General features: G+C 41.8%; 8 protein-coding genes. 4 read left to right on the top strand and 4 right to left on the bottom strand.

Going from position 1 to position 15,181, the window contains the following annotated elements; all coding sequences use genetic code 11:
- Positions 1–400: 400 nt before the first annotated feature.
- From BMX11_RS11385 to BMX11_RS11400, 4 genes are read right to left on the bottom strand one after another with little or no spacing between them, the layout of a single operon-like run.
- Positions 401–1,369, bottom strand: coding sequence for a glycoside hydrolase family 43 protein (locus BMX11_RS11385; protein WP_090884308.1), 969 nt, complete (start codon positions 1,367–1,369; stop codon positions 401–403).
- Between the two features lie 3 nt (positions 1,370–1,372).
- Entirely contained in the window at positions 1,373–2,311 is a 939-nt protein-coding gene (locus BMX11_RS11390; RefSeq protein ID WP_245738640.1) for a glycoside hydrolase family 43 protein, read from the bottom strand.
- Between the two features lie 3 nt (positions 2,312–2,314).
- Positions 2,315–3,856, bottom strand: a complete 1,542-nt coding sequence (locus BMX11_RS11395) for an alpha-N-arabinofuranosidase (RefSeq protein WP_090884527.1) — start codon at positions 3,854–3,856, stop codon at positions 2,315–2,317.
- A gap of 19 nt (positions 3,857–3,875) precedes the next feature.
- A complete protein-coding gene (locus BMX11_RS11400; RefSeq protein ID WP_245738641.1) occupies positions 3,876–5,876 on the bottom strand; it encodes an alpha-L-arabinofuranosidase C-terminal domain-containing protein in 2,001 nt (666 codons plus the stop codon).
- A gap of 217 nt (positions 5,877–6,093) precedes the next feature.
- On the opposite strand from BMX11_RS11400, the gene BMX11_RS11405 reads away from it, so the two are divergent.
- Genes BMX11_RS11405 through BMX11_RS11420 form a run of 4 tightly spaced genes read left to right on the top strand, consistent with a single transcriptional unit; the run spans position 6,094 to position 15,181 of the window.
- Positions 6,094–8,520 carry a glycoside hydrolase family 95 protein gene (locus tag BMX11_RS11405; RefSeq protein ID WP_175474537.1) on the top strand — a complete coding sequence of 809 codons (2,427 nt, stop codon included), beginning with the start codon at positions 6,094–6,096 and terminating at the stop codon, positions 8,518–8,520.
- Positions 8,521–8,535: 15 nt separating this feature from the next.
- On the top strand, positions 8,536–10,935 hold the full coding sequence (locus BMX11_RS11410) for a hypothetical protein (protein WP_090884314.1): 2,400 nt from the start codon (positions 8,536–8,538) through the stop codon (positions 10,933–10,935).
- A 1-nt stretch (position 10,936) separates the two neighbouring features.
- A complete protein-coding gene (locus BMX11_RS11415; protein ID WP_245738642.1) occupies positions 10,937–12,823 on the top strand; it encodes a rhamnogalacturonan lyase in 1,887 nt (628 codons plus the stop codon).
- A complete protein-coding gene (locus BMX11_RS11420) occupies positions 12,824–15,181 on the top strand; it encodes a glycoside hydrolase family 2 TIM barrel-domain containing protein (protein WP_245738643.1) in 2,358 nt (785 codons plus the stop codon). It begins immediately after the preceding gene.

The raw sequence follows: 15,181 nt of genomic DNA on the forward strand, positions 1-15,181 counted from the left end.
CGTAATCCGTCTTGCTGAACTTGTTTCAGTATCTTTAAGATAAGGCCCTGAAACGAGTTCAGGGTGACGAGTGTGTTAGAGAGATTTTATTGAGCCTAAAGTTATCTGGCTGGCGGGGACACCAGCCAGTAGATAGACCTTATTCGTAATCCGTCTTGCTGAACTTGTTTCAGTATCTTTAAGATAAGGCCCTAAAATAAATTCAGGGTGACGGGTGTGTTAGAGAGATCCGTTTATAATTCCCTTATCCGTAATCCGTCTTGCTGAACTTGTTTCAGCATCTTTAGGATAAGGCCCTGAAATAAATTCAGGGTGACGAGTGTGTTAGCGAGATTTATGAAGAGATTTTATTGAGCCTAGTTATCTGGCTGGTTATGACACCAGCCAGTAGTTCAATTAATTATTTTGCTTTTTTCACCCCTTCTGAAGTCATAATCACTCTTTTCATGGTACCATCGCTGTTATAGTTGAGGTAGTCGATGCAAACGGATCTTCTATAACTGCCGCCGTCGGTATTGATTGCTCCATTGTGGTAAATGAAATAGGATTTACCTTTAAAATCAATGATCGCCTGGTGGTTGGTATTGGAATTTCCGGCAACCTCGTTCAATATACCTTTGTATTCCCATGGGCCATTTACGTTTTTGCTCATGGCATAAACAATTTTTTCCGGGAAGCCGGATGCATAAGAAAGATAGTACCAGCCTTTACGCTTATGTACCCAGGGTGCTTCTGTAAAACCGGTAAGCGTTACTTTTTGGATCGGGCCATCCAACTCAATCATATTCCTTTTGAGTTTGGCATAATAACACTGCTGGTTTCCCCAGAAAAGGTAGGCCTGTCCGTCATCATCAATAATGACCGTTGGGTCGATATCATCCCAGCTGATTTTTACATCAGTGGTCATATCATTGGTGATCAATGCCTTTCCAATGGCATCTTTAAATGGGCCACGAGGATTATCAGCAACTGCTACACCAATTGATTTTCCATGAATAGTACCATGCGAAATGGCTACATACCAATAAAACTTACCGTCGCGTTCGATTACCTGCGAAGCCCAGGCATCATCTTTTGCCCAGGCAAAATCCTTTACATTCAAGGGCGAAGGGTGTTCTTTCCAGGTTACCATATCTGCTGAAGAATAAACCAGCCATTCGTGCATTTCGTAACGATCCTTGCCTTTCGGGCATACGTCATGACCAGTGTAAAGGTAAACGGAATCCTTATAAACATATGCTGCGGGGTCTGCAGTGTATTTATCTGTAATGATGGGATTAGCTGTGGCTGTAATAATTTTCTCCTGTGCTTTACCGACCAATTGTATCATTGACAGGGTTAAGATGGATAAACCTAGTTTTTTTAACATCACTTATTGTTTTAATAGTTTGCTGAGTTCTTTTTCTTTAATCTTGATGATAGTACCATGCCTTAAACCTTTTGGTAAGGCTATTTTATCAGAAATATCTGTCCAGTTTTTTAGGTCTGTTGAGGTGATTGCACCGTATTTATGCTCAGTATATTTATCAAAATACACCAGCCAATCTTCACCAATTTTTAAGGTGGTAGGTCCTTCAGCCCAGTATTTTCCTGTAATTGGGGCGCTGGCTTTACCGTAAGGGCCTTCCAGCTTATCGCTGTAGGCAATTTTTAAATTCTTTTGCACAGGGTTACGGGTTTCATCCTTCAAGAACATGATAAACTTGCCGCCATCCTTAACTATAGAGGCATCAATAGCGTTAAATCCCGGATCATAAAGCAATTTGGTATCAGAAAAGGTTTTGAAATCTTTGGTGGTTACATAGTACATCCTGTGGTTGTATCCGTTTTCTTCTTTAGCCGCTGTTTCAGGAAATTTGCCTTCAATGGTGGTGGCCCAATAGATGAGATAGGTTTTAGTCTGGTCATCATAGGTAATTTCGGGAGCCCAGGTATTTCTTGCGCCTGCTTCTTTGGCCATTACCGGGATGAATTGTTGTTTACTCCAATTAACCAGATCCCTGGAGCTGGCATAGCCTATTCCCTTATCTTTCCAGCTTACGGTCCAAACCATGTGAAATAATCCATCAGCGCCCCTGATAATACAAGGATCTCTCATTAACTTATCGTTGCTTACGGTAGGGGTAAGAAATGACTGATCGTTTTTGAGTGTAGCCCATTTATAGCCATCGCGACTGTAAGCCAAATGAAGACCATCTTCTCCATTATTCTTAAAGTAAGCGAAAAGGTAAACATCCTGCTTTTTTTGTGCCTGCGCATTGAAGAGAGCAGATATTAGGAAAATGGAGAGAAATAATAGTTTCTTCATCATTACTTATTTAAGTTCTAAAACCACTACAGACTGTGCCGGAAGATCTACCTTAAGGCTATTTCCTGATTTCCTGGCTCCGGTAAACTTTTCATTGTGGATCTTATTGTTATCTGCGAAAGTATTAATGTCGGTAAGCTTAGCCGAAGTAAGTATTTGCCCCGTTACCGTTTTCCACTTCAAGTCGCCCAGATCAGTATTTAAGGTAATTTTATTTTTAGGATCAAGGTTAACCAATGAAATGTGGATGGCACCTGTAGGATCCTGCGAAGCAGATACATTTAAGGCTGGAATTTTTTTATCGCCTAAAACATAATCCGGACTCGAGAAGTTGATTGGCAGGTATTTAGCATCCATGTGTACCTTAAATAAGTCGAAAACATGGTAGGTGGGGGTGAGGATCATTTTTTCCTTTTCGGTTAAAATAAGTGCCTGTAGTACATTAATGGTTTGAGCCAGATTGGCCATCCTAACCCTGTCTGAATGATTATTGAAAATATTGAGCGTTGTTCCCGCAATCAAGGCATCGCGCAAACTGTTTTGCTGATAGAGGAAGCCCGGGTTAGTGCCAGGCTCTACATCCGTCCATATTCCCCATTCATCTACAATGAGGGCTACTTTCTTTTTCGGATCGTATTTATCCATAATTGCGGCGTGTTTGCTTACAATTTCTTCCATCCGGAGGCAGTTTTTCATCGTAGAGAAATACTCTTGTTCGTCGAATTTGGTTGCCGATCCTTTGGCATTCCATTTTCCGGTAGGAAGGGTGTAGTAGTGTAAGGTTAATCCCCACATTCTACCCGCACCAATGTTTTTCATACAGGTTTCGGTCCATCTATAATCGTCGGCATTGGCACCACTGGCAATTCTTTTTAATGGCGCACCGGCGTAATCTCTGGCGTAGGTGGCATATCTTCTGTATAAATCGCTGTAATACTCGGGTGTCATATTGCCACCGCAACCCCAGCTTTCGTTGCCCACACCCCAGTAAGAAACCTTCCATGGTTTATCCATTCCATTTTGTTTACGGATAGCGGTCATGGGGCTTACTCCATCAAAGTTGAGGTATTCTACCCATTTAGCCATTTCTTCAACGGTACCACTGCCCACATTGCCCGCAATGTACGGTTCACAGTTAAGCATTTGGCAGAGGTCTAAAAATTCATGCGTACCAAAGCTGTTATCTTCTGTTACGCCACCCCAATTGGTATTCACCATTTTTGGGCGTTGGTTTCTTGGGCCAATTCCATCTCTCCAGTGGTATTCATCAGCAAAGCATCCTCCGGGCCAGCGCAGATTAGGAACTTTGATCTTCTTCAATGCCTCTACAATGTCTAATCTGATTCGTCCTTTGTTTGGTATGGTAGCGTTTTCATCTACCCAGAAGCCATCGTAAATGCACCTGCCCAGGTGTTCTGAAAAGTGGCCGTAAATGTGTTTACTGATGACCTGATCGCCAGCGGGTTTAATTTGGAGTACTGTTTCTGTTTGTGCCTTTGCCCATACAGCAGTGCTGAGCAGGGCAATGGAAAGGAATATTTTTTTCATTTTAAGCTGCATGACAAGATTAACCGAAAGGAACTTTAATTACGGTAAATGAATAAGGTTTTAATGCAATTTTGATTTTTTTGTCTTTTACGTTTACAGTACTTTTTTGGGGGCTTACTGCTTTAGGATTCTGAAAGGTATTAATCTGCCCCAGATTGGCGTTGGCTAATTCTTCTACCGTTCCTTTGGCTTTTAACCTGGTTTTTCCATTTAAGTTGAAGGCAATATCCTGGCTTTTATCTGCGTTGTTGGCTATTTTGATAATTAATTCCTTTGTGTTCTTATCAATTACCGATGAGGCATACAAACCATCCTGGCCAATAATATTTTTATTTTCCAGGGTGATTGGAACTACATCAGTTCCTTTATTGGTAGAGAAGAGTTTTTGAACGTAATAATCTGGTGTCCCGTAAGATTCGAGGTTATCTACCCAAATCATATCGGGTGCCCATTGCCAGGCATCAACATGCGCAAACAAAGGCGCATAGGAGGCCATTTGCACTACATCTGCATTTCGCTCGAGGCCAGTCATTAAGGATGCCGAAGCCAGGGCACTTTGCCAGTTGCTTTTATCCGGGCCGGTTAAGCTTTTATCTGCATGAACGGCATATTCTCCTACAAAAACCTTCGATCCGTTGCGGGGGTAGTTGTCGTAACGGCCTGCATTTTTCAAAAACCAATCTGCCGGGCGATAATAGTGTTCATCGATGAAATCAGCGTTATTTGCTCTTAATGAGGTGTTTAGGAGGTTGAATCTTTCGCCCTCAGGATCCGTTCCCGAACTGTTAATAATTTTGAAATCAGGATATTTAGCTTTGATGGCCTTGGTGAAAACAGCCAGCCTTTCTAAATATTGAGGCCCCCAGTTTTCGTTTCCAACGCCCATCATCTTCAAATTAAAGGGTTTTGGATGCCCAAGATCGGCCCTCATTTTGCCCCATTTGGTTGTTACATCGCCATTGGCAAATTCAATAAGATCTAAAGCATCTTGTACATAAGGGTCAAGTTCATCCATGGCAGCTACTTCGCCTGTATTGAATTGGCAGGCCATACCACAGTTTAAAATGGGTAGGGCATCAGAACCTATATCTTCTGCCAGTTGGAAATATTCAAAGAACCCTAGGCCAAAACTCTGATAATAGTCTGGTGCAGGGCGATGAGCAAATTCTACATTCCAGCGGTTCATTAATAATTGCCTGTTTTCGATAGGGCCTATAGTCTTTTTCCATTGGTATCTGTTCGCCAGGTCAGTTCCTTCTACAATACATCCACCGGGGAAACGGATAAAACCAGGCTTCATATCGGCCAGTAGCTGAACCATATCCGCTCTTAATCCCTGAGGACGGTTTTTCCAGGTATCGCCGGGAAATAAAGAGATCATATCTAAATCGATCTTGCCTTTTCCTTCAAAGGCGATGCTAAATTTGGCTTTAGGCTCTGTTGCTGTGGCAGTAAAACTAACGGATTGCTTGTGCCATTCGGAGCCTGTTTTTTCAGGAGCTAAAGAACCTTCAGCAATGACCTCATTCTTAGCATTGATTAATTGGAGGCGTAGTTTAACATGGGCAGCAGATTGACGGTACATGACAGAAAAATCATAACGTAAGCCTTTTTTCACGCCAATGCCCTTAAAGCCTTCATTGGTTATGCTTAATCCTTCCTGGTTGTTATTAACCTGTAAATACCTTGGATTGGCAGTATTTACCTCTTTACGATTTACCACTAAAAGATCTCCCTCATTTGGCTTTGCCCTTTTTACCGTCCAGCCCATTAATGGTTTGGCAAATTCGAAAGACCTGTTCTTGATCAGTTCGGCATAAATACCACCATCAGCCCCAAAGTTGATATCTTCAAAGAAGACACCCCACATATTGGGCTGAACTTTGGCCAGGGTATTATCTACATTAACGGTAATGTTTTTCAGGGTTTGGGCCTGTAACAAACTTGCCGAACTCAATCCCGCTAAGGAATAAGCCATACAAGCGCATAGGACTCTCTTGATAGGAGAATTTAATTTCATACGGTTCTATATTTGGAAGATCTTATCGTAAAAGTAAAAGATTTAAGATAATAAACGTTATTAATACAGTTATTTTTTTCAACTGTATTTTATTTATTACTTTCTGCCATAGCAGGATACTACAGGATGCGCCTTCAGAATTTACTCTTTAAATTGGCCTGTATTGAAATCCTGGTTACTTTTTAGCCTTAAGATTTAGCACTAACCAACAGAATTTATGAGCCTCAAATCATTCAATCTTATCGTATTGATTGCTTGTATGTGTACGTATTTGTACGCTCAAAAACCTACATTTTCAAACCGTACTTTGTGGTATAAACAGCCTGCGAAAAACTGGGATGAGGCACTTCCGATTGGGAATGGACGCCTGGGGGCCATGATTTTTGGTAGAGTAGATCAAGAGCTGATACAATTGAATGAAGAAACCCTGTGGACGGGAGGGCCGGCAGATCCGAATCCTAATCCAGGGGCTTTCCCGTATTTGAGTGAAGTAAGGAAATTATTATTTGCTGGTGATAATGCCCAGGCTGTAAAGCTGATGAAAAAGATGCAAGGGCCGAACACCAACATGTATCAGCCTTTGGCTAATCTGATTTTAAAACAAAACATAGCTGGAACAGTAAGCGATTACGCCAGAAGTTTAAATATTGCCGATGCGATCTCCACTACTACCTTCAAAGCCAATAATGTGAGCTATACCCGGGAAATATTTGCTTCTTTTCCCGATCAGGTAATTGTAATGCGTTTGAAGTCGAGTGTGAAAGGGGCGATCAACGTAAGCTTTGGCTTGGGCGATGAACTGGAGCATTCGGTAAGTACAGATTCGGATAATCAGATCATACTAAAAGGAAAGGCGAGGATTACCTCTGATGAAAGAAGAAATCAAAAGCCACTAATTTACAGCGATAGTCTCCATCACAATGGCATGCGGTACCAGGCGAGGTTGAAAATCATTCGTACAGATGGTAAGTTAAGTACCGATAGTTTACTAAATGTACGTTCGGCCAGCGAAATTTTGGTGCTCATTTCTGGAGCAACGAGTTTTAACGGTTTTGATCAGTATCCAGATCAAAATGGCCTTGACGAGAATGCCAAAGCCATCAGTTTTTTGAAAAAGGCAGAGCGAAAGACTTTTGAAACCTTAAAAAAGGATCATGTTCTCGACTTTCAGAAATATTTTAATCGCTTAAGCCTGTCGATAAACCATGCAGAAAACCAACTTGCAGATCTGCCAACAGACCAGCGTTTAGCCAATTATAAAACCGGGAAAACCGATTTTGGCCTGGAAGAATTGTATTTCCAGTTTGGAAGATATTTATTGATTTCCTGCTCCAGACCAGGCGGAATACCTGCCAATTTGCAAGGCATCTGGAATCCCCTGATTCGGCCTTCATGGCGAAGTAACTTTACCACCAATATCAATTTACAGATGAATTACTGGCCTGCGGAGGTGACCAACTTATCAGAACTTACCGAGCCTTTGATTACGCAGATTAAGCACCTGGCTGTAAACGGAGAAAAAACGGCAACTCATTATTACCATGCCAAAGGATGGGCCGTACACCACAATACCGATATCTGGGCGCAGACGAACCCGGTGGGAGAGGGAACAGGAGACCCTAAATGGGCGAACTGGTCGTTGGGTAGCCCCTGGCTGTCGCAACATTTGTATGAACATTATTTATTTACCCAGGATCAAAAATATTTAAGAGATACTGCTTATCCCTTAATGAAGGGAGCAGCCCTATTTTGTTTAGATTGGTTAGTAGAGCAGGACGGTTACCTGGTAACCGCTCCTTCTACTTCTCCTGAAAACAGCTATCTGCTACCTAATGGAAATAAAGAAGTGGTAACCATTGCTTCTACTATGGATATATCCATTATCAGAGATTTATTTGTGAATGTGGTGGAAGCAGCTCAAATTTTAAAAACTGATGTAGATTTTGCAGCACTTTTAAAGCAAAAGTTAGCTAAACTGCGGCCACTACAGATTGGAAAAAAAGGTAATTTACAAGAGTGGTATGGCGATTTTGAGGATGAAGATCCGCAGCACCGCCATGTTTCTCACCTGTTTGGTTTGCATCCGGGAAGAGAGATTTCGCCATTAATTGATACGATATATGCTAATGCCGCCCGTAAAACCCTGCAAGTTAGGGGTGATGAAGGAACGGGATGGAGCAAAGCCTGGAAAATTAATTTTTGGGCCCGATTGCTTGATGGCAACCATGCCTACAAAATGTATCAGGAGCTGTTGAAAAGTTCGACCCTGAATAATCTGTTCGATACGCATCCTCCTTTTCAAATTGACGGAAACTTTGGAGCCACTGCAGGTATTGCCGAAATGCTTTTGCAAAGCCATTTGGGGCAAATTCAGCTATTGCCTGCACTCCCGGCCGCCTGGAATACCGGTAGTGTAAAAGGATTGATTGCCCGCGGCGGATATGTAGTAGACATTTACTGGAAAAATGGCAAGTTGCTTAAAGCGACCATTCTGGCAAAAAATGAAGGGTCATTAAACCTATCTACCCATGAACCCATCCAAGTGAATAACATACGGGTTAAAGCAGAAAAAAAGAATGGTTTATTGTTGAGTAAGATAGAAACTGCTGCAGGAAAAACCTATGAAATTACCACAACACCATGATAATCTGAATATAAAATGAACCTCAAGAAAACGTTTCTTGTCGTATTATCGATATGCTTTTCGATTTACGGCAGTGCCCAGGAAAAAGCAGCCTCAAATCCATCAGCTCAAAAAACATTAAAACCGTTTTTTGAAAAGGTATATCTACAAACAGACAGGGATTATTATGGTACGGGGGAGGATGTTTGGTTTAGTGCATACCTGGTTAATGGAAAGAGTACCAGTTTAACCGGTACTAGTAATAATTTGTATGTAGAATTGATTTCCCCCCAAGCGGCAGTGCTGGATATGAAAGTAATCCGTTTAGAAAACGGCCTGGGAAATGGTGATTTCAGACTGAAAGATTCTATCCCCTCGGGTTGGTACAATATCAGGGCTTACACCAACTGGATGCGTAATTTTGGCGATAATTTTGTCTTTCAAAAGCGCATTTACCTCAATAACAACCTGGCAGAAAGCAGTAAAAATGCGTCAAAAGCCAATCCGACAGTCAAAACCCCACAAAAAAATATTGCTTTTTATCCGGAAGGGGGCGCTTTAGTAGAAGGCGTAAACGGGATTGTAGCTTTTAAGGCCAATGACGAAATGGGTAACGGTTTGAAAACCCAGGGCAGTATTGTTTCTGCAAAAGGCGATACCATAACTACCTTTCAAAGTACGGAAGTTGGAATGGGTATTTTTGCTTTTACCCCTCAGCGCAACGAAAAGTACCGGGTAGTGGGAAGTTTTGGAACGGAAAAATTTAGTACTCAACTACCTGTTATTTTGCAAAAGGGATTGTCGCTGCATGTAACCAGAGATTCGCTGAATATAAAAGCCGCAATCAGTGCGAATGAAAGCATATTTGCTGAGCTCAATGGAAAAACGCTGAGTGTTATCATCAAGCATGCCGGAGAAAACATTTATACCGGTACCTTAAAAATGACTAAGCCAAGTGTTTCAGTATCCATTCCGGTTAAAGGTTTTCCAAGAGGGATTGCAGTAATTACGGTGGTAGATGACCAGGGCAAGCCCCATTGCGAAAGATTGGTTTTTATTCCCGGCGATAATAATGTGCGCTTTACCATTAGTAAGAATAAAGCCAATTATCAACCCAGAGAGAAGGTGGTTTTGAATATTAATGCCACAGATCTTTCAGGAAAGCCTGTAAAAGCGTCGATATCATTGGCGGCAGTGGATGGGCTGGTGCCTCAAAGTGGGAATAACCTGGTTTCTTATTTGCTGTTGCAATCAGAAGTAAAGGGAGAAATTAAGAATGCCGAACAGTATCTCGATCCTGAAAATCCAGGAGCTTCAAAACAGCTTGATCTTTTATTACTTACCCAGGGTTGGAGAGATTATTTGTGGCGCAGGATTGCCGATTCGACCATTAAAGTGAGTTATTTACCCGAGCCCGGTTTTACCATCAAAGGTTTAGTAAGGGAAAAACTGGCCAACAAACCAATGGCGGGTATGAATATCACGCTATTTGGTTCAAATTTTATTGGAAACAAGATTTATCTCACCAAAACAGATGCAGACGGGCGTTATTTTCTGGACGGTTTAAAATGGTACGGAAATCAGGCCATTAAGCTATCCTCTCAAAACAATGAAGGTAAAAAAGGTGGCTGGTTGCAAATAGATTCTGTTTTTAAACCACAGCCCATTACTTTAAAAGAGGGGAATGAAGTGGTTTCATCGGCGTTTAATAGTGAATTGGGTAAGCGAACAGAATACAGAAGAACCTATAAATTTGGTGATTCTATCACCTTGGGCGATGTGGAAATTAACGCAAACAGAAATCAAAAGGTGCAATTGTTTCAGGAAACGCTAAGTACATTTGGTTATCCCGATCAGGTATTTAACATTACTGCTGCAGACTATGATTTTAAAGGCTTAGATCATTTTTTGCTTACTAAAGCTAATGGGGCTCAGCCTGTAGATGACCTGGATTCTGCTGGTAATGAGGGTGTAATGTTTGTTGCCAATGGGAAAAAAGTAAGGCCAAGAGTGTTGATCAATAATCGGGAGGACTTATTTGACCGTTTAGATTTTTACAGTTTAACCATGGATCAAATTAATCAGGTAGTGGTTAAGCATTTGGTTAATAACCAGGCGCAGGACGTGTATGTAATTTCGTTAAACCTGAAGGATAGCGCGCTTAGAGGTCCGAACCTTAATTTGCTCAACATCAATTTAAATGGTTATTACAACGCCAGAACTTTTTATTCGCCCAATTATAACATTTCAAATAGCCAGTCGAAAGATTTAAGAACTACATTATATTGGAATCCATCCATTCAAACCAATGAAAAGGGGGCAGTGAGCATTAGCTTTTTCAACAGCGATAACAAAGGAAGCGTAGTGGTAAAGGCAGAAGGGATTGCAGCACAATCCAATGCTATTTCGACCAAAATTACTTATCAGGTACAGTAGGATGAGCCATTTATTACAAGAAAAACCAATGGTTTATAAAATGAACTTCCTGAAGAAATACTTTATATGGGTACTGATCATTTTTAGCATAAATAGTGCTTATGCCCAGCGTGAGATGGAGAAGCTTGGCAGGGGCATGATTGCGGTTCGGCAGGGGAAGGATTCTGTGTATGTTGGCTGGCGTATTTTGGGTACAGAGCCCGATGATATTGCTTTTAACCTGTATCGCAGCACAGCTGGCGGAACGGCTGTAAAGCTTAATCAGGTAGTTTTAACCAAAGGCACCAACTACATAGATGTAACAGCTAATCTGAGTTTGGCCAACAGTTATTTTGTAAAGGCTGTTTTGGACGGTAAGGAGCAGGAGGCCAGTAAAGCATTCCAGCTAAGCGCACAATCACCCATACAGCAATATTTAACACTGCCTTTGCGTACCCCTGCGGGGTATACACCTAATGATGCATCTGTAGGCGATTTAAATGGAGATGGCGAATACGATATCGTATTGCACCAAACAGGGAGGGGTAGAGATAATTCGTCTAATGGAATAACCGACCCTCCAATTTTTCAGGCTTACCAACTTGATGGAACCTTTTTGTGGGAGATTAACCTGGGGAAAAATATCAGGGAAGGTGCACACTATACCCAATTTATGGTTTACGACCTGGATGGGGATGGAATTGCAGAATTTGCCTGTAAAACTGCCGATGGAACGGTAGACGGAAAGGGAAAAGTGATTGGAGATTCGACAAAAGATTATAGAAATAAGAATGGCAAAATATTAGACGGGCCTGAATTTTTTACCATTTTCAGTGGGAAAACCGGAGAAGCGCTTGCCACTACGGATTATATTCCTTCGAGAGGCAATATTGGTGGCTGGGGCGGCAGAGGAGGAAATGGGAAAAATGATAATTCTGGAAACAGAGCAGATCGCTTTAATGCCTGTATTGCCTACTTAGATGGTGTTCATCCCAGTGTTGTGATGTGTAGAGGATATTATGGTCGCACAGTTTTAGCCGCATGGGATTGGCGTGAGGGTAAATTGACTTCGCGCTGGGTATTCGATACCAAAGATGGACGAAATCCTTATTCAGGCATGGGCAATCACGGTTTAAGCGTAGCCGATGTAGATGGCGATGGGAAAGATGAAATTATATACGGATCGATGTGTGTGGATGATAATGGCAAGGGGCTTTACACCACAGGATTGAGACATGGCGATGCCCTGCATGTATCGGATTTAGATCCTGAACGCCCGGGATTGGAAGTATTTGGGGTGCATGAAATTGAAGAAGGAACAAAGGGGGCGGGAGCAGCAGTATATGATGCTAAAACCGGTGAAATTTTATGGCATGGATCGGAAGATGAAGATGTGGGCAGAGGTGTGGCCGACAACATTGACCATACGCGTTATGGTGCACAGATGTGGTGGTCGGGCTCAAATGGCTTGTTCGATATCAAAGGGAATCACGTAGGTGAAGCACCTCGTTCTACCAACTTTCTAATTTATTGGGATGCTGACTTATCCCGCGAACTCCTGGATGGAAACCATATTGATAAATATCGTGGAGGCCGTCTTTTCACTGCTAATGGCGCTGTATCTAACAATGGAACCAAATCTACGCCTACACTGAGTGCTGATCTTTTTGGCGATTGGAGAGAAGAATTAATCCTCCGGGCTTATGATAACCAAAGCTTGAGAATTTACACCACCACTATTCCTACTGAGCACCGTAATTATACCTTGATGCACGATCCACAATATCGCTTGAGCATTGCCTGGCAAAATGTTGGCTATAACCAGCCTCCCCATACCGGATTTTACTTCGGCTTCGGCATGAAAAAAGCACCAAAGCCTCACATAGTTTTAGTTGAACCCAAAAAATAAATGATGAACCAGCAACATACAAATAAATTCAGCTGCTTAAGGCTGGGGTTAATCGCAGCGCTTTTGCTCTTGCAACAACTTTCTTATGCACAAAATAATTCTGTTGTAAGAACCATCACTAACTTTGATGATAATTGGTCTTTTGTACAACAAGATGCAGCTGGTGCTGAAAAGGTAGATTTTGATGCCTCCAAATGGAAGAAACTATCGGTCCCTCACGACTGGAGCATTGAAGGTGCCTATGATAAAGGTAATCCCACTGCAAGGGGTGGAGGTTATTTGCCTGCCGGAATAGGTTGGTATAGGAAAAGTTTCAGCCTGGACGAAGCCATGGCCAAACAGAAGATATCAATTGAATTTGATGGCATAATGGCCAATAGTGATGTGTATATAAATGGCTTTCATTTAGGCAAACGGCCTTATGGTTATATTAGCTTCAATTACGATTTAACCGGGCACCTCAACTTTGGAAAGGGAAAAACCAATGTAATTGCCGTTAAAGCAGACAATACAGTGCAACCCGCCTCACGCTATTATACCGGTGCGGGGATTTACAGACACGTTCGGTTAGTTGCAACAGATTTGGTACACGTAGAAAATTGGGGTGTTTACATTTCTACAGCCGATGCTACAACTGCAAAAGCAACAGTTAAAGTACAAACCAGTGTAATTAATGAAAGTTCAAAAGCAGGTTTGGTTACGGTAGAAACCGCTATTATAGATAGTGATGGTAAAGTAGTTAAGTCTGCTCAAAGCAAAGAAAACCTTGGGGCAGGAAAATCCTTTCAATTCAAACAGGATATTGCTGTAGCCAATCCGAAATTATGGAATGTAGAAACACCTTTCCTTTATAAAACCTTAACCAAGGTAAGTGTAGCGGGGAAGGTTGTTGATGATCAGGTAAATACTTTTGGCATCAGGGCCTTCAAATTTGATGCTGCAACAGGCTTCTGGTTAAATGGGAAAAACTTTAAGCTAAAAGGAGTCTGTTTACACCACGATGGAGGCTCAGTTGGTGCTGCGGTTCCGTTAAGCGTATGGAAGTATCGGTTAGCATTGCTAAAGGAGGTTGGCGTTAATGCCATTAGAACGGCACATAATCCTGTCGCCCCAGAGTTTTTAGACTTATGCGATCAGATGGGATTTTTGGTGATGGATGAGACCTTTGATACCTGGACTTCAGCAAAAAATAATGGCGAGAAAGGCTACAATCGTTTTTGGAAAGAATGGTGGGAACGTGATACCCGCGATATGGTTTTAAGAGATCGGAATCATCCTTCTATCGTAATTTACAGCGTTGGTAATGAAATTCATGATGATCTGAATAGTCCGGAAGGATTTAAAAAATATAAAGATCAGCAAGACTTGATTCATCAGTTAGATCCGGGCAGACCCGTAACCATGGCGCTTTTTCGCCCGGCAAATTCCAAAGTGTATACCAATGGTTTTGCAGAAACGATGGACATTGTCGGACAAAACTACCGGGAGAATGAATTGGTAGCACTGCATAATCAAAAACCTAATCTAAAAGTAATCGGAACAGAAAATACACATGTTATTCAGCAATACCTCGCTTTAAGGGATAATCCTTTTATGGCGGGTCAGTTTTTATGGACAGGTTTTGACTACCTTGGTGAAGCAGATTGGCCTCAGGTTACGAATGCACAAGGTTTATTTGATCGCATAGGCAGTTGGAAGCAACAGAGTTTGCAGCGACAAAGCTGGTGGGCAGAAAAGCCTGTGGTACACATTGTGCGTAAGGAAGATAATGCCGGGGCCGGAGATTGGATTAGTAACTGGACACCAACTGATTTTGATACTTATGATGATGCAAAAGTGGCTGTTTACAGCAATTGTGATGAAGTAGAACTTTTCTTAAATGGTAAATCGTTAGGAAGTAAACCTAAGCCAGCCGATGATTCTCCTCGATTATGGGATGTAACTTTTGAAAAGGGAAGTATCAAAGCGGTAGGGAAAAATAAGGGAAAGGAAGTGGTAAACGAAGAACTGAAAACTGCTGGTCAACCTGCTAAAATTGTTCTTACAGTTGATAGAAGTAAGATTGGTAACAGCTGGGATGATGTAGCTTTCGTTAAGGCCACTGTCGTAGATGCTAACGGGAATATTTGCCCGAATGCCGATAACCTTATTCAATTTTCGATTGCTGGAGCGGGTACTATCGATGCGGTTGATAATGGAAATGTAATGAGTCATGAAATGTACAAAGCCCAGCAACGACACGCATACCGTGGTGTTTGTTTAGCCAACATCAAAGGCACTAAACCCGGAACAATAGAAATTAAAGCATCCGCCGAAGGTTTGTCTGGTGGAACGATAAAATTAGAAGTCAACAATTAA

Origin of the sequence: Pedobacter rhizosphaerae (assembly GCF_900111155.1) — a bacterium.
GTDB classification, from domain to species: Bacteria; Bacteroidota; Bacteroidia; order Sphingobacteriales; family Sphingobacteriaceae; genus Pedobacter; species Pedobacter rhizosphaerae.